Raw genomic sequence first — 18,328 nt, 5'->3', positions numbered from 1 at the left:
CCCCATGCACGCACTGCTCGACCTGGTCGCGCGGCATCGGCAGGGCCACGCCATCGGCGTGACCTCGATCTGCTCGGCCCATCCCCTCGTCATCGAAGCCAGCCTGCGCCACGCCCAGCGCAGCGGCCAGGCGTTGCTGCTGTTCGAAGCAACCTGCAACCAGGTCAACCAGGACGGCGGCTACACCGGGATGCGCCCGGCCGATTTCGTGCGCTTCGTGCATGGCATCGCCGCGCAGGTGGGTTTCGATATCGAGCGGCTGATCCTTGGCGGCGACCATCTCGGCCCGAATCCGTGGACGTCACTCGATGCAGGCGCGGCGATGGACAAGGCCGAGGCGATGGTGGCCGAGTACGTGGCTGCCGGCTTCCGCAAGATCCACCTGGATTGTTCGATGGCCTGCAAGGGCGATCCGGAGCCGCTGCCCGAAGCGGAGATCGTGCGCCGCGCGGTGCGCCTGTGCCGCGCCGCCGAAGACGCCTGGGCCCGCGTGGGTGGCGAGGCGCCGGTGTATGTGATCGGCACTGAGGTACCGGTGCCGGGCGGCGCCACTGAGGCCATCGATGGCCTCGCCCTGACCACTCCGGCAGCGGCGCTGACCACCATCGAGGCGCACCGGGTGGCCTTCGCCGAAGCCGGACTGGACGCCGCCTGGCAGCGCGTGCTGGCCTCGGTGGTGCAGCCGGGCGTGGAGTTCGACCACCACGATGTCATCGACTACGACAGCGACAAGGCGCAGCCGCTCAGCCACTCGGTCACCACCGTGCCGCGGCTGGTGTTCGAAGCGCATTCGACCGACTACCAGACCCGCGACGCGCTGACCGCATTGGTGCGCGACCACTTCGCGATCCTGAAGGTCGGCCCGGGCCTGACCTTCGCCCTGCGTGAAGCGCTGTGGGCACTGGATGCGATCGAACGCGAGTGGATCGAGGATGGCAAGCGCGCGCGCCTGCGCGAAGTCACCCTGCGCCGCATGCAGGAGGCGCCGGGCTACTGGCAGCGCTACTACCATGGCGCTGGACGTGCGCTGTCCACCGACCTGCAGTACAGCCTCAGCGACCGCATCCGCTACTACTGGCCGGACACCGCCATTGAAGCTGCGCGCGTGCAGCTGTTCGACAACCTGCGTGCCGATCCGCCGCCGCTGCCGCTCATCAGCCAATACCTACCCCATGCCCTGCACGCAGTGCGCGATGGAACTGCTACGTTCGATCCGCAGTCCCTGGCCATGGCCCATATCAGCGCTGTCCTCGATGACTACCACCATGCATGCCAAGACCATGACCTCTCCTGACATCCTCGGCTTCCCAGAACCACTGCTGGAGGCGAAGGGCGCACTGTGGACGGCGCGCGAGATCGCCCAGCAGCCGGCCATGCTGCAGGCCACCCATGCGCTGGTGGCCTCGCTGGCCGCGCAGCTGCGTGCCTTCATCGCCCCGCTGGTGGAGGATCCCAAGGCGCGCGTGATCCTGACCGGTGCCGGCACCTCGGCCTATATCGGCCAATGCCTGGCACCGCTGCTGGACCGCCAGCTCGCCGCGCGCGTGGAGGCGGTGCCCACCACCGACATCGTCTGCGCCCCGCAGCTGTACCTGGATCCGGGCCAACCGCTGCTGCTGGTGTCCTTCGGCCGCTCCGGCAACAGTCCGGAAAGCCTGGCTGCGGTGGAACTGGCCGAAGCGCTGGTGAGCGACATCCGCCATCTGGTGGTGACCTGCAACCCGGCCGGTGCGCTGGCGCGCATCCCGGTCGCGCAGGCGATGACGCTGCTGCTGCCCGAGCAGACCCACGACACCAGCTTCGCGATGACCTCCAGCTTCAGCTGCATGATGTATGCAACCCTTGCCGCGCTGTCGCCGGCTGCGGCGCTGGATGGCCGCATCGGAGCGATCTCCACCGCCACAGACGGCGTGATCGAAGGCGCGATGCCGCTGCTGCAGGAACTCGCCGCAGCCTGTCACGACCGCGTGGTCTATCTCGGCAGCGGACTGCTGCAGGGGCTGGCGCGCGAAGCCACGCTCAAGCTGGGCGAGCTGACCAATGGCGCGGTAGTGACCTGTTTCGATTCGCCGCTCGGCTTCCGCCACGGTCCGAAGACCTTTGTCACCGACACCACCCTGGTGATCGTGTTCGTGTCCAACGATCCGTATACCCGCCGCTACGACCATGACCTGATCGACGAACTGCGCCGCGATGGCTGTGCGGCGCGGGTGGTCGAGATCAGCGCCCAGCCGCGCGCCGGAGCGCTCAACGACACCCTGGCCGTGCACGGAATGGAGCGCGCCGAAGACGTGGACCTGCTGTGGCCGTATGTCGCCGCCGCGCAGATCTACGCGCTGCTGCATTCTCTGCAGCGCGGCGTGACGCCGGATAATCCGAACCCGGCCGGCATCGTCAACCGCGTGGTACAGGGCGTGCAGTTGTACGCGCTGGACGCATGACCGGCCCGCTCTACCTGGGCGTGGACGGCGGCGGCACCAAGACCCGGTTTGCGCTGATCGACGCGCAGGCCGACCTGCTCTCCGAAGCGCAGCTGGGCACCACCTACCATCCGCAGGTGGGGCTGGACGGCGTGCACGCGATCCTCGACGAAGGTATCGCGGCGGTGCTGGCGCAGGTCCAGGCGAACAACGCCGATATCACCCAGGCGTTCTTCGGGCTTCCGGCATACGGCGAAGACAGTCGCGCCACTGCCCTGCTGCAGGCGATTCCCGGCCAGGTGCTGGGGCATGCGCGCTATGCCTGCGACAACGACATGGTCTGCGGCTGGGCCGGCTCGCTGGCCTGCGCCGACGGCATCAACATCATCGCCGGCACCGGCTCCATGGGCTACGGTCGCCGCGGCGATGCGTCGGCGCGTGCTGGCGGCTGGGGCGAAGCGTTTTCTGATGAGGGTTCTGCGTACTGGATTGCCGTGCAGGGCCTGAACGCGTTCTCGCGGATGAGTGACGGGCGGCTGCCGCGCGGCCCGTTGCACGCGATCCTGCGTGAACATTTCAAGCTGGGCGAGCACGACCTGGACATCTGCGCGCATGTATATGGTGAAGGCCATGGCTCGCGTGGCGAACTGGCGCAGCTCTCGCCGCTGGTATCGCAGGCCGCGCTGGCCGGTGATGCGGTGGCGGCGTCGATCTTCGAGCGTGCCGGGCAGGAACTGGCGGCCATCGGCGAGGCCTTGCGGGTCACCCTGGGCTTCCAGCCCGGCGAGCCGGTGCCGCTGTCCTGGTCCGGCGGTGCATTCAGTGCCGGTGACGCGTTGATGCGCCCCTTCGCCGCCGCGCTGCACGCGGCAAGCCCGGACTTCGTCCTGCGCGCGCCCCTGCATGCGCCGCATTACGGCGCCGCGTTGTACGCCCGGCTGCTGGCGCGCTGACGCCGCAACCGCACGCGCCCTGGTAGCGCCGAGCCACGCTCGGCGAGCGCAGCGGAAAGCCAAGAGCGTGACGACCAACGGGCGTCACCCACCGACGGCAAGAGCTGACGGCCGGCGGCCGTCACTACCCATGCCTGCGCTATCCCATTCCCACCGCGTTGACACGCCCCCACGCTATCGTCGAACGGCTTGCGAGCGCCCTGAAGGCCTTCCTCCACAGGAGACACCAGTGAACTCACGTCGTCAGTTCCTTTCGATTGCCGCGGCCAGCGCGGCGATGATGGCCGCCTCTCCGCTGTTCGGCCAATCGCCGGCACCGGGCAGCGTGCTGCCCACCCGCGGCACGCCGCGCCGTCGCAACCAGACCGCCCCGCAGGTCACGCCCAAGGGCAGCCGCTACCGTCCACCCACTCGGCTGGGACTGGGCGGCGCGCCGCTTGGCGGCAGCCTGGCACCGACCACCCGCGAGGCGGCCGATGCCACGATGGCGGCGGCGTGGGCGGCGGGCGTGCGCCTGTTCGATACCTCGCCGTGGTACGGGCTGGGCCTGAGCGAACGGCGGATGGGCCATGAGCTGCATACCCACCCGGCGGACCAGTACACGCTGAGCACCAAGGTCGGCCGCCTGCTCACCGGCACCGCCGGCCCGCTGCAGAAAACCAACTGGCATGATCCTGCCCCGTTCCGCTATCGCTATGACTACTCCGCGGACGGCGCGCGGCGTTCGGTCGAAGACAGCCTCAACCGGCTTGGCGTCTCCCAGCTGGACATTGTCTACATCCATGACCTGTCGCCAGAGAACGAAAAAGACCTCGGCATGCCGTGGGAACAGCGTTTTTCCGAGGCCCTGCGCGGCGCCATGCCCGAACTGACGAAGATGCGCGAAGAAGGCCTGATCAAGGGCTGGGGCTTCGGCGTGAACCGGCCCCAGCCGGCGCTGCGCGCGGTAGCAGAAGCCGATCCGGACATCATGCTTCTGGCCTGCCAGTACTCGCTGCTGGATCACGAAACCACCCTGCACGACACCTTCCCCAGGCTGGCGGAAAGGGGCGTGTCGGTGATGGTCGGTTCACCGTTGCTGGCCGGCTACCTCACCGGACGCGAGCGCTATCTGTATGGCGGTCCGATCCCGGAATGGGCACCCGCCAAGCGCGCGAAGATCGCCGAAGTCTGCGAGCGCCACGGCATCGACATCCGCACCGCCGCCCTCCAGTTTGCCGATGCCCCGCAGGTGGTGTCTTCGATCATCCCCGGCGCGCGTACGCCGGAGCAGGTGCGTGCCAACGTGGAGTCGATGGCGATCGCGATCCCGGTCGATTTCTGGGCCGAGCTGAAGCAGCTCAAGCTGATCGCGGTGGACGCCCCGGTTCCGGCCTGAGCGCGCGCGTCGGACTCAGTACGGGCTGGCCGTAGGCCGGATGATGATCTCGCTGGTATCCACATCGGCCGGCTGCGCGATGGCAAACCCGATCGCGCGCGCCACCGCCTCTGCGGGAATGGCGGTGGCGCGGAAGCTGCGCATTTCCTCGCGCCCCTGCGCATCGGAGATGCTCTCGGCCAGTTCGGAGGTGGTGACGCCCGGGCTGATCGTGGTCACCCGGATCGCAGGACTCTCCTGGCGCAGGCCTTCGGAGATCGCCCAGACTGCGTACTTGGTAGCGCAGTAGACTGCTGCGGTGGGCGACACCGCATGCGCACCGATCGAGGCGATGTTGATCACCTGGCCGTGGCCCTGCGCCTGCATCTGCGGCAGCACTGCGGCGATGCCGTGCAGCACGCCACGGATGTTGACATCGATCATCCGGTCCCACTCGTCCACCTTCAACGCGGCCAGCGGTGACAGCGGCATCACGCCCGCGTTGTTGATGATCACGTCGACCCGTCCGTAGCCGGCAACCGTGCGGTCGATGATGTCCTGGACCTGTTCACGCGCGGTGACATCCAGCGCGTGCGCGACCGCCGTGCCGCCCTCGGCCTGGATCTCGGCCACCAGCTGCTGCAGGCGCTCGATGCGGCGGGCGCCCAGCACCACCGTGGCGCCGCTGCGCGCGAGCAGCCGCGCGGTGGCTTCGCCGATACCGCTGCTGGCACCGGTGATGACGATGATCTTGTCCTGGATGAGGTTCATGGCAGGCTCCTGGAAGCTGTCTGTTCGAAGGAGCTGCCAGCCTATGAGGAGCTGGGCGTCCACGGTATTCCCTGTACGCTGGACAGAATGGTTAGTATCGGTAACCAATGGACACCGACCTCAACCTCCTGCGCCTGTTCCTGGCCGTCGCCGAAGGCCACAACTTCCGCATGGCGGCCGATCGCCTGGGGGTGACCCGGTCTGCGGTAAGCCAGGGCATCCGGCGCCTCGAAGACAGCCTGGGCATCGCGCTGGTACAGCGCTCCACCCGCAGCGTGCGGCTGACCGAAGCCGGTGAACAGCTGCACCGCCAGATTGCCGGCCCGCTGAGCATGGTCGCCGCGGCCATCGAAGACACCGCCAGCGACGGCCAGCCGCACGGCCTGCTGCGGGTCGCGGTGACCTCCATCGCCGAACGCTTCCTGTCCGGGCCGCTGATCGCCGACTTCCTGCGTCGGTATCCCGGCATCACCCTGGACGTCACCGTGACCGATGATGAATCGGACATCGTAGCGGCCGGGTTCGATGCCGGCGTGCGGCTGGGACAGGTGATCGAACAGGACATGGTGGCCATTCCCCTGACCGGACCGCAGCGCGAAGTCGTGGTGGCCACGCCGGCCTACCTGGCCGAGCACGGTACGCCGGCCCACCCACGTGAACTTGCCCGGCACCGCTGCATCGGCTGGCGTCCCTCACCGGAGGTGGCCCCATACCGGTGGGAGTTCGTTGAAGACGGCCGCGAATTCGACGTGACCGTGGCGCCGCAGCTGACCACCAATGACATGCTGCTGATGGTGCGCTCCGCACTGGCCGGCGGCGGCATCACCTTCGGCATGCAGGAGACCTTCGCGCCCTACCTGGCGCGTGGCGAACTGGTCACCATGCTGGACGACTACCTGCCGCCTTTCCCAGGCTTTTTCCTGTATTTCCCGAACCGGCACAACCAACCGGCCAAGCTGCGCGCGCTGATCGAGCACGTGCGCGCGCACGCGCCATGATCAACGGAAGTACTGGGCCTGGACCGGGGTGCTGGCGGTGTTCATCGGCTCCGTGCTGCCCTCGGCGTTCCCGGCCATCCTGGTATGCACGCAGGACCTGACCCTACCCCTGCAAGCCCGGTAGCGCCGACCCATGGTCGGCGAGCGCAGCGGGCCGTGCACGGAGGGATTCCGCCGAGCACGGCTCGGCGCTACCACCCGCAAGCCCGGTACCGCCGACCCATGGTCGGCGAGCGCAGCGGGCCGAGTGGGCTCACCCCTTCGGCACGCGCACCATCTTCGTCAGCAGGTGTTCCACCACGCCCGCCGGGTCTGCCGTGCGCCCGACATGCGTGCTCGACATCTGTACCACCGAGCTGCGCTTGGCGGTGAGGAAGTGGAAGCGCGCACGCGCCGGCAACTGCGCGATCGGGCCGGCGCCGGCATCGCCGCGGCAGATCGCCACGATGGCATCCAGCCAAGGCCGCAACGCCTCCAGGTCCAGGCTGGGGGCAAAGGCATGCAGGCGCGCCGGATCGATCTCGATAGCCGCTTCCAGGTGCCTTGCCCCCGGGCAGGAGACGATGACTCCAACATTGATGAACTCTTCGCGCTCGACCCGGGGAACGACCCGGATCACCGCGTAATCATACGTATGCAGCGTGGGCACGGACGGCCTCCTGGACGAAGACGGCGCGCACGCGCAGGCGATGGATGAAGTAGTCGATATACGCTTGGCGGTACGCGGCCGGCGTGTCAAACGCAGGCTCGTCGACCAGCCAGGCGTCCGGCACCAGGCTGACGATGCGTTCGATTTCGTGATCCGGCAGGCGCGCTGCCAGTCCGGCGTCGACCTCGGCGATCCGGCTGGCGAACGGCAGCAGGACGTGATCGCGGATCAGCACGAACGGTTTTTCGCAGGCCTGCCCGGCGGTCGCCCAATCGTGGTGGAAGTACATCGCCGCACCGTGGTCGATCAGGTACAGCTTGCGGTGCCACACCATCAGGTTCGGGTTGCGCGCGGTGCGGTCCACGTTGCTGGTCAGCGCATCGAACCAGACGATCCGCGAGGCCAGCTCCGCATCCACCGGCATCGCGGCCGGGTCGTAGTTGATCGCACCGGGCAGGTAATCACTGCCCAGGTTGAGGCCTTCGCTGGCGCGGATCAGCTCCTGGATTTCCGGATCGGGCTCGGTGCGGGCGAACTCGGCATCCAGTTCGACGAACACGATCTCCGGCAGCGGAAGCTGCAGCGTGCGTGCCATCTCCCCGGCGATCAGCTCGGCGATCAGCGCCTTCGGCCCTTGGCCCGCACCACGGAACTTGAGCACGACCATGCCGTCATCGTCGGTTTCGACGATCGCCGGCAACGACCCGCCTTCGCGGAGCGGAGTGACATAACGCAGAGCGTGCACGGTACGCACAGGGAATTCCTTCAACAGCGGACCGCAAGATTACCGCGTCGCGGAGCGCGCTGCGCGCGCATTGGCGTCATGCCCGGCACCGGTGTTGTAGGCGTCGGGCTTGCTCGATCGCCGGGTGTCGAGCAAGCTCGACACTACGACAGCGGCCATCGGCACCAGGCCCAAGGATACGCGCCGATCCGTTCAGCCAATCCCGCCCGGACCGGGTTGGCCATGACATACAGGGCCTGCGCCCGAACGTTGTTGCCGTCCCGGATGAGATGATCGTAGTAGCCCCGTTGCCATACCGTTCCTTCGCCCACGCGCGCTGAATTGATGGCGATCGCGGACCGGGATTTCAATGACTGCACGCACCGCGACAGCGTGCCCTCTTTCAGTTGCATCACCCAATGCAGATGGTCTGGCATGACCACTCGAGCGAAGGAGCGCGTCAGGCCAGACCGATCGCATTGCCCAAGCTGTTCCATCATCAGCGCGGCCAGCGTGGGATCCACGAAGCAAGGCGACCGTTACGCCGTGACAGTGGTGATGGAGTAGTAGTTCCCCGTGAGCGAAACCCGGCCGATGCGAAGCTGACTGGACATGGCTCCAGCATGCGCGGCGAAAGCCATGGCCAGGTGCCGGAAGGCGCGCACCGCAATGTGGGGCAATACCGCGGTGTCGAGCAAGCTCGACACTACCGATCCTCCGTAACGAAAAACGCCGGCACGGGGCCGGCGTCTTCCGTTGACCACAAAGAGCGCGATCAGTCCTGCGAGGGTGTCTCGTCCGTTGCGGCCGGGGTAGCAGCCGCCGGCTCGATCGCCGCAGCGTCGACCACCCCATCCGGCTCCTCATCGGCTTCGATGAAGGCATCCATCCGCTCCACGGCCTGCAGCTTCTCTTCCTTGGACAGGCGGATCAGGGTGACGCCCTGGGTGTTGCGGCCGACCCGGCTGATTTCCGAGCCACGCGTCCGCACCAGGGTCCCGCCGTCGGAGATCAGCAGCACTTCGTCGGCCGGACCCATCAGCACCGCAGCGACCAGCTTGCCGTTGCGTTCGGTGGTCTGGATGCCGATCACGCCCTGCGTGCCACGTCCTTTGCGCGGGTACTCCGGCAGCGGGGTGCGCTTGCCGTAGCCGTTTTCGGTCGCGGTCAGGATGAACTTCATGCCCGCCTCGTCACCGACCTCGACCACGGCATCACCGTTGTCCACGCTGGTGTCCTCGACGCCCGTATCGTCCTCGTTCTCGTCCTCGATCCCGCCGGCGCTTTCAGCGACGATCAGGCTGACCACTTCTTCGCCCTTGGCCATCTTGATGCCGCGCACGCCGGTGGCGGTACGGCCCATCGAACGGACCTTGTCTTCGCCGAAGCGCACGGTCTTGCCGTTGGAGGCGAACAGCAGGATGTCCTGTGCACCATCGGTCAGGCCGACGCCCACCAGGGCATCGCCGTCGTCCAGGTTGATGGCGATCTTGCCACGCGCCAGGCGGAAGGCGAACTCACCCAGCGGCGTCTTCTTGACCGTGCCGTTGCGGGTGGCGAAGAACACGAACTGCCCTTCGGCATACTCGCGCACCGGCAGCACCGCCTGCACCCGCTCACCCGGTTCCAGCGGAATCCAGTTGATGATCGGGCGCCCGCGCGCATTGGAACCGGCCTCGGGCAATTGGTGCACCGGCAGCCAGAACACCTTGCCGGCGCTGGTGAAGGTCAGCAGTGTGTCATGCGTGTTGACCAGCCACAGCTGCTCGATGAAATCCTCTTCCTTGGTCGACGCCGCGCTGCGGCCACGACCGCCACGACGCTGCGCGCGGTACGCACTGACCGGCTGGCGCTTGGCATAGCCGGAATGCGACAGGGTGACCACCACGTCTTCCGGGGCGATCAGGTCGAGGATGTCCAGATCTTCTTCGCTGTGGCGGATTTCGGTACGACGTGCGTCGCCGAATTCCTCGCGTACGTTGATCAACTCCTCGCGGATCACTTCGAGCAGGCGGTCCGGGTTTTCCAGGATGTAGATCAGCCCGGCGATGACTTCCAGCAGCTGCTTGTATTCGTCGGTCAGCCTGTCCTGCTCCAGCCCGGTCAGGCGGTGCAGGCGCATTTCCAGGATCTGCGTGGCCTGCACTTCGGTCAGCTGGTAGCCGCCTTCGATCAGGCCCACGCCCTTGGGCAGGTCTTCCGGACGCGACGCTTCGGCACCGGCGGCGCCGAGCAGCGAACCGACCAAGCCCGGATCCCACACGCGCGTCAGCATGCGCTCGCGGGCTTCGTTCGGGTTGGCCGAGCTCTTGATCAGCTCGATCATCTCGTCGATGTTGGCCAGCGCGACGGTCAGGCCTTCCAGCACGTGGGCACGGGCGCGCGCCTTGCGCAGCTCGAACACGGTGCGGCGGGTCACCACTTCGCGACGGTGGCGGACGAACGCCTCCAGCATCTGCTTGAGGTTCAGCAACTGCGGACGGCCGTCGACCAGCGCCACCATGTTGATGCCGAACACCGACTCCATCTGCGTCTGCTGGTAGAGGTTGTTGAGGACAACTTCCGCCGACTCGCCGCGCTTGATTTCGATGTAGATGCGCATGCCGTCCTTGTCGGACTCATCGCGCAGTTCGCTGATGCCTTCGAGTTTCTTTTCCTTGACCAGTTCGGCGATCTTCTCGATCAGACGCGCCTTGTTCACCTGGTACGGAATTTCGGTGACGATGATCGACTCGCGGCCGTTGTCGGCCACTTCCACGTCCGCCTTGGCACGGATGCGCACGCGGCCACGGCCGGTGCGGTAGCCGGCGATGATGCCGGCGGTGCCGTTGATGATGCCCGCGGTCGGGAAATCAGGACCCGGGATGTACTCCATCAGGCCATCGACATCGATCTGCGGATTGTCGATCAAGGCGATGCAGGCGTTGATCGATTCGGTCAGGTTGTGCGGCGGGATGTTGGTCGCCATGCCCACCGCGATACCGGCCGAACCGTTGACCAGCAGGTTCGGGAACCGGGTCGGCATGACCGTCGGCTCGCTTTCCTTTTCGTCGTAGTTCAGCTGGAAATCGACGGTTTCCTTGTCGATGTCGGCCATCAGCTCATGCGCGAGGCGCGACATGCGCGCTTCGGTGTAACGCATGGCCGCGGCGGAGTCGCCATCGACGGAACCGAAGTTACCCTGGCCATCGACCAGCATGTAGCGCAGCGCGAACGGCTGCGCCAGGCGGACCAGGGTGTCATACACCGACTGGTCGCCATGCGGGTGGTACTTGCCGATGACGTCGCCGACGATACGCGCCGACTTGAAATAAGGCTTGTTGGCGTGTGCGTTGAGCTCGCTCATCGCGAACAGCACACGGCGATGCACAGGCTTGAGGCCGTCGCGCGCATCAGGCAACGCGCGTCCCACGATCACGCTCATCGCGTAATCGAGGTAACTCTTGCGCATCTCGTCTTCCAGGTTGACCTGGATGATTTCCTTGGCGGATTCTGCCATTCGGGTTCCGTTGTCTGGTAGCGGTCCAGTCCGTCGCGCCACTCCCTTTTCAGGGCGGCAGCGGCGGAATCTCGATTAACTGGCGGAGTCTACCACAGCACGGGAATTTTCTCCCCTGTTCAGCGGCTTTTTACCGGAAGAAATCAGCAACTTAGGGACCGGTTATCCGCTTCGCCGCCCCGCCCGGGATCAGCCGAAGGCGGCCCGCATGCTGGCCACGGTCGGCGTCAGGATGACCCCGCGCTCGGTCACGATGGCGTCGATCAGCTCCCCTGGGGTCACGTCGAACACCGGGTTCCAGGCGGCGATGCCGTCGGCTACGGTGCGGCTGCCGCCGACCCCGTACAACTCGCCGGGATCACGCTGTTCGATCTCGATCTGGCCGCCGTCGGCGGTATCCATGTCCACGGTCGAGGACGGCGCCACCACCATGAACTTCACCCCATGGTGGCGTGCGGCGATGGCCAACTGGTAAGTGCCGATCTTGTTGGCGGTGTCCCCGTTGGCGCAGATGCGGTCGGCGCCGACGATCACCCACTGCACCGCGCCGGTCTTCATCAGGTGCGAGGCGGCCGAATCGGCGATCAAGGTGGCATCGATGCCATCCTGCTGCAGCTCCCACACGGTCAGGCGTGCGCCCTGCAGCCACGGGCGGGTCTCCCCGGCGAACACCTTGGCGATGCGCTGCTGGGCCATGCCGGCGCGGATCACACCCAGTGCGGTACCGAAGCCGGCGGTGGCCAGCGACCCGGTGTTGCAGTGGGTCAGCACGCCGCTGCCGGCGTCGATCAGGCCGGCACCCAGTGCGCCCATGTGCCGATTGGCCGCCAGGTCTTCGGTGGCGATGGCTTCGGCCTCGCGTTCCAGCACCTGCTGCCAGTCATTGCCTGCCGCGCCCAGCGCCCGACGCATGCGCGCCAGCGCCCAGGCCAGGTTCACCGCCGTCGGCCGCGAGGCATTCAGGCGCTGCAGCGCGGGTTCCAGCTTCTGCAGGGCCTGCGGGCCGTCGTCGGCCTGCACCTCGCGGGCGGCCAGCACCACGCCCCAGGCGGCGGCGATGCCGATGGCCGGCGCGCCGCGCACGGTCAGCGCGTGGATGGCGGTGGCCACCTCGTCACTGGTGGTGCAGGCCACGTGCTCCACCACGAAGGGCAGCTTGCGCTGGTCCAGCAGTTGCAGGGCATCGCCGGTCCACAGGATCGGGCGGATGTGGTCGTAGCGGGCGTAGTCGATATCGGTGGGCGTGTTCATGCGCCCATTGTAATGCGCGCTCAGTTCACCGAGAACTCGGCGCGGCACCCGTCGTCCACCCAGATCCCACGCTTGTCCCAGCCCCAGTTGCGCCCTTCTTCGCAGGCACGCCCGGACAGCTGCTTGAGCAGGTTGACGCCGGTAGTGATGGATGCCCCGCAGAAACGCCGGCGCCGATCCTTGGATTCACAGGTGAGCCGGCGCGGTGCATCGACGAAGCCACTGCCGTCCGCCGCGCCGATCTCGAAATCACCCTCGCAACCGCGCGTGGTCCAGATTTCGTTGCGCCGATAACCCCAGCTGTGGCCTTCACGGCAGGGCATGCGCGAGTTCTGCCGCAGCAGGCGCACCGGGGCACCTTCCAGGCGCACCGGACAGCTCTGCGGGCGGCCATTGGATTCGCAGCGCACCACGCGCCTGACGACCTTGGCCGGTGCACCCGATGCTGCGGCGCCAGCGCTACCGCGCGCGCGGAATTCAGCACGGCACCCCAGCGTGACCCACACGCCGGAACGGTCGGTGCCCCACTCACTGCCCCGCACGCAGGCGTTGTCGGACAACTGGCGGACCAGTTCCACGCCGCCCTCCACGTCCATGTTGCAGTGCACCCATCCGAGGTCGCGCGACTGGCAACGCACCACCTCACCGGCATAGCCGCCCTGCCCCTGCGCGGCCGCCGATGGCAGCAGCACGGTCCAGAGCAGCAGCGCGCCCAACGAGGCCCCCGTGCTTGCCAACAACTTGTTCAACGACTCATCCGCCCTGTCATCGTGGTTCGTTTGCCACCATGCGGCAACCGGCGTGATAAGAGCATCATCGCCAATGCCCCGCAAGCGCCGGTTACGACGTTCAGGCACGACTGAAATCAAATGCGAGCACGTCGGCGATCCGCGCGGTACGCCCCATGGCCATCAGCAGCCGATCCACGCCTACCGCGACGCCGGCACAGGACGGCATCGCCGGCAACGCCGCCAGCAGCGCTTCGTCCAGCGGCGGCAACACATCCCCGCGCGCCTGCCGACGCACATGGTCGGCTTCGAAGCGTGCGCGCTGCTCCTGCGCATCGCCGAGTTCGTGGTAGCCATTGGCCAGCTCGACCGGCCCCAGGTACAGCTCGAAGCGCTCCGCGCGCGGCGGCGTATCGTCGCGGATCCGCGCCAGCGCCGCCTGCGAGGCCGGCCAGTCATGTACCACGGTCATCACTGTGTCATCGAAGTGCGGCTGGATGCAGTGGGTCATCAACAGGTCCAGCCAGTCATCCCGCCCCAGGCCCGCCGCATCGATCTGGATGCCCGCCAGTGGCAGCCGCAGTTCGGCGATGCTGGCCTCGAACGGATCCACGCCGACCCGCTGCAGGTACAGCGTGCGGTAGTCGATCACCTGCAGGGTGGCCACCCGCCCGACCAACGCCAGCGCCTGCTGCACCAGCGAGGCGGTTTCGTCGATCAGCCGGTGATGGTCCCAGCCCACCCGGTACCACTCCAGCATGGTGAACTCCGGGTTGTGGCGGCCGCCTGCTTCGCCGTTGCGGAACACCCGGCCGAGCTCGTAACAGTCACCCACGCCGGCAGCGAGCAATCGCTTGAGCGGGAATTCCGGCGAGGTACGCAGCCAGCGACGACGCGCACCGGCATCGCGATGGCCGCTGAAATCGGTATGGAAACTGTCGATGTTCGGCTCGGTATTGCCTGCCGCCGACAGGATCGGGGTCTCCACTTCCAGCACCTCGCGCTGGGCGAAGAAGCGGCGCAGCATCGCGTTGAGCGCGGCGCGCTGGCGCAGCGCCTGCAGCAGCGCGCTCACAGCAGGCCGTCGCGCGGATGGTCCAGCGGCAGCGTCATCAGGTCGCGGGTATCGTCGATGTAGCCGGTGGCGGTGTACAGCCGGCGCGCCAGTTCGTTGTGGCGGTTCACTTCAAGCCGCAGGCGTTCAACACCGCGTGCGCGTGCACGCTGCTCGACGATCGCCAGCGCCTGCCGGCCACGGCCACGCCCGCGTACACCCGGCGCCAGGTACAGCTCGTCCAGCAGCGCGAAATGCCCGCCCTGCTCCAGGCTGAAGCCCATTGCGATCACCACGTAACCGCCGACCGCGCCGTTCTCGTCCAGCAGCATCAGCACCTCGCCGTTGCGCGGGTCGGCCAGCAGTGCATCGACGCCGCGGCGCACGCGCGCCTCGTCGAACGCGATCTGGTCTTCGATGTAGAACGCGCGCATCAGGGCGATCAACTGCGCTTCATCGGCGCGGGTGGCCATGCGGAAATCCAGCGGTGCGGTCTGCATGCAACTCTCCTTCAAGGGGTACCGCCGGGCGGGCACCCGGCTTTGATGCGTTTCATTCGTGGGCGGCGAGGAAGGCCAGCAGCTGGTCTTCGTCCCATACCGGCACGCCCAGCGACTGCGCCTTGTCCAGCTTGGAACCGGCTTCGGTGCCGGCGACCACGAAGCTGGTCTTCTTCGACACGCTGCCGGCAACCTTGGCGCCCAGCGCTTCCAGACGCTCCTTGGCCGCATCGCGGGTCAGCGCGGACAGCGTGCCGGTCAGCACGGCGGTCTGGCCCTCCAACGGTCCGCCGGCCTGCTCTGCCTGCTGCGGCGCCCGCTGCAGGATCTCCTTCATCTTCGCTTCTGCCTGCAGCAGCAGCTCGCCGTGGCCTTCGCTGTCCAGCCACCCCGCCAGGCCGCGCGCGGTGTCGTCAGGCAGCCCGGCATTGACGAACTGGCCGTGTTCGGCATCCAGTATCGACTGCGCACTGCTCAGCGCGGCGGCAAGCTTTTCCGCGCGCAGGCGGGTGATGCCGGGTATCTCGGCCTCCACCAGCAGCTGTGCAAGATCCAGTCCTCCGCGCAGTTTGCCGCTGGGCGGGTGCTCATCGGTGATGCGCACCTGGCCGACCTGCAGCAGATCGTCGATGGCCTGCTGGTTGCCCTGCTGTTCAAAGAAATGACCCAGCGATCGTGCCACTTCACCGCCGATGTCCGGTACCCGCTTGAACAGCGGCCACGGCAGGTGGCGGATCAGTTCCAGCTCGCCGAACCACTGCGCCAGCGCTTTGGCCGTGCTTTCGCCGACGTGCTCGATGCCGAGCGCGAACAACAGCCGCTCCAGCGTCGCCTCGCGGCTGGCCTCGATGGCGGCAACCAGGTTGTCGGCCCAGCGGGTGGCGATCTTCTTCGTGTTCCAGCTGAACGTGATCGGTTGGGCCAGCGCCTTCGCACGCCAGCCGTCATCGCTCGCCTCCAGCTTCAGCACGCCGTTGAGCACTGCGCCACTGCCATCGGGCGGCAGGTGCGGGGTGAAGCTGGCGGCCAGCGCGGAGGGATCCTCGGCATCCAGCACCAGTTTCAACTGCAGCAGGGTGTCACGGGTCAGCCGGTACAGGTCGGCCACGCCGCGCACGATGCCCGCATCCACCAGGGTCTCGATGTACTTTCCGCCCAGGCCGTCGATGTCCATTGCACGACGCGAAGCGAAATGGCTGATCGCCTCCTTGCGCTGCGCCGGGCAGCTCAGCTCGCCGGAACAGCGCCACGCAATCGCCCCTTCTTCCTGCACGATTTCCGCCCCGCATACCGGGCAGTGGGTCGGCATCGTCCATGGCGTGGTGCCGGCAGGCCGGCGGTCAGCGATCACGCTGACCACCTCCGGAATCACATCGCCGGCGCGCCGCACGATCACGCTGTCGCCCACGCGCACATCCAGCCGCGCGATCTGGTCGGCGTTGTGCAGGGTGGCGTTGGAGACGATCACCCCAGCCACCGCAACCGGCGCCAGGCGCGCCACCGGCGTGGCCGCACCGGTGCGCCCGATCTGGATCTCGATGGCCTCCACCGTGGTGCTCTGCTCCTGCGCCGGGAACTTGTGCGCGATGGCCCAGCGCGGCGCCCGCGCGACGAAGCCCATCGCCTGTTGCCCTTCGCGGTCATCCAGCTTGTAGACCACGCCATCGATATCGAACGCCAGGCCGTCACGGCGTTCACCGATGTCGCGGTAATAGGCCAGCAGGCCGTCGGTACCGGTCACCACCGTGCACAGTTCGCTGACCGGGAAGCCCCATCCGCGCAGCTGCTGCAGGGTCCGGGAATGGGTATCGGGCAGCTCGCCGCCCTCCACTTCGCCGGTGCCATAGGCGAAGAAGCTGAGCCGGCGCTGCGCGCTGATCTTCGGGTCCAGCTGGCGCAGCGACCCGGCCGCTGCGTTGCGCGGATTGGCCAGTACCTTGCCGCCCTGCTGCCGCGCGCGCTCGTTGAACGCTTCGAAGTCGGCGCGTGCCATGTAGACCTCACCGCGGACTTCCAGCACGTCGGGCCAGCCAGTGCCGTGCAAGCTTTCCGGGATATCGCGAATCTGCCGCAGGTTGGCCGTTACGTCTTCACCCTTGCTGCCGTCGCCGCGCGTGGCGCCCTGCACGAACTGCCCGCCCTCGTAGCGCAGGCTGATCGCCAGGCCATCCAGCTTCGGCTCGGCGGAGAACGCGAGCGCCGGACGCCGCAGCCGCTCGCTGATGCGACGCACGAAATCGGCGACTTCCTCATCGCTGAACGCATTGCCGAGCGACAACATCGGCACCGCATGGGTGACTTCGGCGAAGCGCGAAGACGGCCGTGCGCCGACCTTCGCCGTGGGCGAGTCCACTGTCGAAAGTTCCGGATGCGCCTGCTCCAGTGCCTCCAGCTCGCGCATCAGCGCGTCGTAATCGGCATCCGGGATCAGCAGCTCATCACGCTCGTTGTAGGCCGCGTTCGCGCTGGCAAGCTGACGGCGAAGCGTATCGATACGCTGGGCGGGAGTAACGTTCATGCCGGGTCCGGTGATTCCTGTACAGACCGCGATTCTAACGTCCATGGCGTGCGCAGGCCGCGGCGGCGCGTCACGGCGAAGCGGAAACGGAACGCTTCGGCGAGGTCTTCCGCACGGGCACCGGCCTGCGTGCCGGAAACATCCCGCCTACCAGCGTGGCGTCTTGGTCAGCGGTGGCGCCTGGTGCTGGCGGTCGTAGGCGCGCAGATCATCGCGGATGTGCGCGATACGCTGGCGACCCAGCGCGTTGCGGCTGTCATCCAGCACCACGGCATCCAGCAGTTCGGCCATGCGCTGCACGGTCGGCAGCATTTTTTCCCAGGAATCGAGCGCCGTCAGCGGCGCCGGAAGGGTCAGGAAGAACGCGATCGCCGGGGTTTCCATCTCACGGATGGTGCCCATGTCGAAACTGCCCGGCTTCATGATGCTCGCCATCGAAAAGATCGGACCGCGCTCCGGGTGGCCTTCGACCAGCCGGTGGAACACGTTCATGTGGCCGAACACCAGCCCGGTCTTTTCCGCAGCCACCACGATGTCTTCGCCACGCAGCTGCTCGCCGGCGCGCGCGGCCACGAACAACGACACGATCTTGTCGAAATCCTGGCTGGCCCGCTTGCCGAGGTCACTATTGGCGTTGGCTTCGCTGTCTGACAGCCCCAGTTCGGCCTGCTCGCCGTCGAGGGCGGGATCGCGCGGCTCCTCGCCCGCCGCGTCGACGCCGCCGCCCAGCACCGGCTCGCGGCGCTGTGCGCCATCGGCGCCGGGGTCACCTTCGACACGGCGTCCTTGGGTCTTCTTCTTCGGCCGGCCGAACAACAGGATCGCAGCGATCAACAGCAGGCCGGCGGTAAGGATGCCGATGCGCAGCAGTGCGGTGTCGGACATTCGGTTGGGTCTCCGGCTAAA

The 18,328-nt window shown here is 67.3% G+C and carries 16 protein-coding genes and 1 pseudogene; 5 read left to right on the top strand and 12 right to left on the bottom strand.

What is annotated here, in order from left to right; translation table 11 throughout:
• The first annotated feature begins 4 nt into the window (after positions 1–4).
• The 4 genes from SOM47_RS13705 (at position 5) to SOM47_RS13690 (ending at position 4,751) form a co-directional block, all read left to right on the top strand.
• Complete coding sequence (locus tag SOM47_RS13705) at positions 5–1,294, top strand: D-tagatose-bisphosphate aldolase, class II, non-catalytic subunit (RefSeq protein WP_042613969.1); 1,290 nt, start codon at positions 5–7, stop codon at positions 1,292–1,294.
• Complete coding sequence (locus tag SOM47_RS13700) at positions 1,281–2,441, top strand: SIS domain-containing protein (RefSeq protein WP_320505883.1); 1,161 nt, start codon at positions 1,281–1,283, stop codon at positions 2,439–2,441. Before SOM47_RS13705 ends, SOM47_RS13700 begins: the two co-directional genes overlap by 14 nt.
• The gene (locus tag SOM47_RS13695; RefSeq protein ID WP_320505882.1) at positions 2,438–3,373 is read left to right on the top strand and encodes an N-acetylglucosamine kinase; all 936 of its coding nucleotides are present in this window, start codon (positions 2,438–2,440) and stop codon (positions 3,371–3,373) included. Before SOM47_RS13700 ends, SOM47_RS13695 begins: the two co-directional genes overlap by 4 nt.
• A 229-nt stretch (positions 3,374–3,602) precedes the next feature.
• Positions 3,603–4,751 (top strand): aldo/keto reductase, encoded by a 1,149-nt coding sequence (locus SOM47_RS13690; RefSeq protein ID WP_320505881.1) that lies wholly within the window; start codon positions 3,603–3,605, stop codon positions 4,749–4,751.
• Positions 4,752–4,766: 15 nt separating this feature from the next.
• Here the strand turns inward: SOM47_RS13690 and SOM47_RS13685 are convergent, their stop codons facing one another.
• Entirely contained in the window at positions 4,767–5,501 is a 735-nt protein-coding gene (locus SOM47_RS13685; RefSeq protein ID WP_320505880.1) for an SDR family oxidoreductase, read from the bottom strand.
• Positions 5,502–5,608: 107 nt separating this feature from the next.
• Between SOM47_RS13685 and SOM47_RS13680 the strand changes: the two genes are divergently transcribed.
• On the top strand, positions 5,609–6,499 hold the full coding sequence (locus SOM47_RS13680; protein ID WP_320505879.1) for a LysR family transcriptional regulator: 891 nt from the start codon (positions 5,609–5,611) through the stop codon (positions 6,497–6,499).
• A gap of 253 nt (positions 6,500–6,752) precedes the next feature.
• On the opposite strand, the gene SOM47_RS13675 is transcribed toward SOM47_RS13680, so the two are convergent.
• The 11 genes and pseudogenes from SOM47_RS13675 to zipA all read right to left on the bottom strand — a co-directional run bounded on the left by SOM47_RS13675 (position 6,753) and on the right by zipA (position 18,307).
• Positions 6,753–7,148: a DUF3037 domain-containing protein gene (locus SOM47_RS13675; protein WP_192083395.1), complete on the bottom strand. Its 396-nt coding sequence runs from the start codon at positions 7,146–7,148 to the stop codon at positions 6,753–6,755.
• Entirely contained in the window at positions 7,126–7,902 is a 777-nt protein-coding gene (locus tag SOM47_RS13670; RefSeq protein ID WP_320505878.1) for a HipA family kinase, read from the bottom strand. The genes SOM47_RS13675 and SOM47_RS13670 overlap by 23 nt, the downstream gene beginning before the upstream one ends.
• 134 nt (positions 7,903–8,036) lie before the next feature.
• A pseudogene (locus tag SOM47_RS13665) lies at positions 8,037–8,399 on the bottom strand (REP-associated tyrosine transposase); the annotation flags it as partial.
• Positions 8,400–8,411: 12 nt separating this feature from the next.
• Positions 8,412–8,579 (bottom strand): hypothetical protein, encoded by a 168-nt coding sequence (locus SOM47_RS13660; protein ID WP_320505876.1) that lies wholly within the window; start codon positions 8,577–8,579, stop codon positions 8,412–8,414.
• A gap of 68 nt (positions 8,580–8,647) precedes the next feature.
• Positions 8,648–11,371 carry a DNA gyrase subunit A gene (gene gyrA / locus SOM47_RS13655; protein WP_320505875.1) on the bottom strand — a complete coding sequence of 908 codons (2,724 nt, stop codon included), beginning with the start codon at positions 11,369–11,371 and terminating at the stop codon, positions 8,648–8,650.
• A gap of 189 nt (positions 11,372–11,560) precedes the next feature.
• Positions 11,561–12,622 (bottom strand): S-methyl-5-thioribose-1-phosphate isomerase, encoded by a 1,062-nt coding sequence (gene mtnA / locus SOM47_RS13650; protein ID WP_320505874.1) that lies wholly within the window; start codon positions 12,620–12,622, stop codon positions 11,561–11,563.
• 20 nt (positions 12,623–12,642) lie between these two features.
• Positions 12,643–13,338 (bottom strand): DUF3011 domain-containing protein, encoded by a 696-nt coding sequence (locus SOM47_RS13645; RefSeq protein WP_414715812.1) that lies wholly within the window; start codon positions 13,336–13,338, stop codon positions 12,643–12,645.
• 133 nt (positions 13,339–13,471) lie between these two features.
• Positions 13,472–14,425, bottom strand: a complete 954-nt coding sequence (gene epmA / locus SOM47_RS13640) for an EF-P lysine aminoacylase EpmA (RefSeq protein WP_320505873.1) — start codon at positions 14,423–14,425, stop codon at positions 13,472–13,474.
• The gene (locus SOM47_RS13635) at positions 14,422–14,904 is read right to left on the bottom strand and encodes a GNAT family N-acetyltransferase (protein ID WP_042613979.1); all 483 of its coding nucleotides are present in this window, start codon (positions 14,902–14,904) and stop codon (positions 14,422–14,424) included. Before SOM47_RS13635 ends, epmA begins: the two co-directional genes overlap by 4 nt.
• A 52-nt stretch (positions 14,905–14,956) precedes the next feature.
• Entirely contained in the window at positions 14,957–17,422 is a 2,466-nt protein-coding gene (gene ligA, locus SOM47_RS13630; protein WP_320505872.1) for an NAD-dependent DNA ligase LigA, read from the bottom strand.
• Between the two features lie 147 nt (positions 17,423–17,569).
• The gene (gene zipA / locus SOM47_RS13625) at positions 17,570–18,307 is read right to left on the bottom strand and encodes a cell division protein ZipA (protein ID WP_320505871.1); all 738 of its coding nucleotides are present in this window, start codon (positions 18,305–18,307) and stop codon (positions 17,570–17,572) included.
• Between the last annotated feature and the right edge of the window lie 21 nt (positions 18,308–18,328).

This window comes from Stenotrophomonas sp. CFBP8980, assembly GCF_034046095.1.
GTDB classification, from domain to species: domain Bacteria; phylum Pseudomonadota; class Gammaproteobacteria; order Xanthomonadales; family Xanthomonadaceae; genus Stenotrophomonas; species Stenotrophomonas lacuserhaii.
The sequence above is the reverse complement of the archived record's forward strand: the minus strand, read 5'-3'. Positions and strand labels throughout refer to the sequence as shown.

Coding starts and splice junctions, on each gene's coding strand:
- SOM47_RS13705 (WP_042613969.1), top strand. CDS start 5: ATGCACGCACTGCTCGACCTGGTCGCGCGGCATCGGCAGGGCCACGCC.
- SOM47_RS13700 (WP_320505883.1), top strand. CDS start 1,281: ATGACCTCTCCTGACATCCTCGGCTTCCCAGAACCACTGCTGGAGGCG.
- SOM47_RS13695 (WP_320505882.1), top strand. CDS start 2,438: ATGACCGGCCCGCTCTACCTGGGCGTGGACGGCGGCGGCACCAAGACC.
- SOM47_RS13685 (WP_320505880.1), bottom strand. CDS start 5,501: ATGAACCTCATCCAGGACAAGATCATCGTCATCACCGGTGCCAGCAGC.
- SOM47_RS13680 (WP_320505879.1), top strand. CDS start 5,609: ATGGACACCGACCTCAACCTCCTGCGCCTGTTCCTGGCCGTCGCCGAA.
- gyrA (WP_320505875.1), bottom strand. CDS start 11,371: ATGGCAGAATCCGCCAAGGAAATCATCCAGGTCAACCTGGAAGACGAG.
- mtnA (WP_320505874.1), bottom strand. CDS start 12,622: ATGAACACGCCCACCGATATCGACTACGCCCGCTACGACCACATCCGC.
- SOM47_RS13635 (WP_042613979.1), bottom strand. CDS start 14,904: ATGCAGACCGCACCGCTGGATTTCCGCATGGCCACCCGCGCCGATGAA.
- ligA (WP_320505872.1), bottom strand. CDS start 17,422: ATGAACGTTACTCCCGCCCAGCGTATCGATACGCTTCGCCGTCAGCTT.
- zipA (WP_320505871.1), bottom strand. CDS start 18,307: ATGTCCGACACCGCACTGCTGCGCATCGGCATCCTTACCGCCGGCCTG.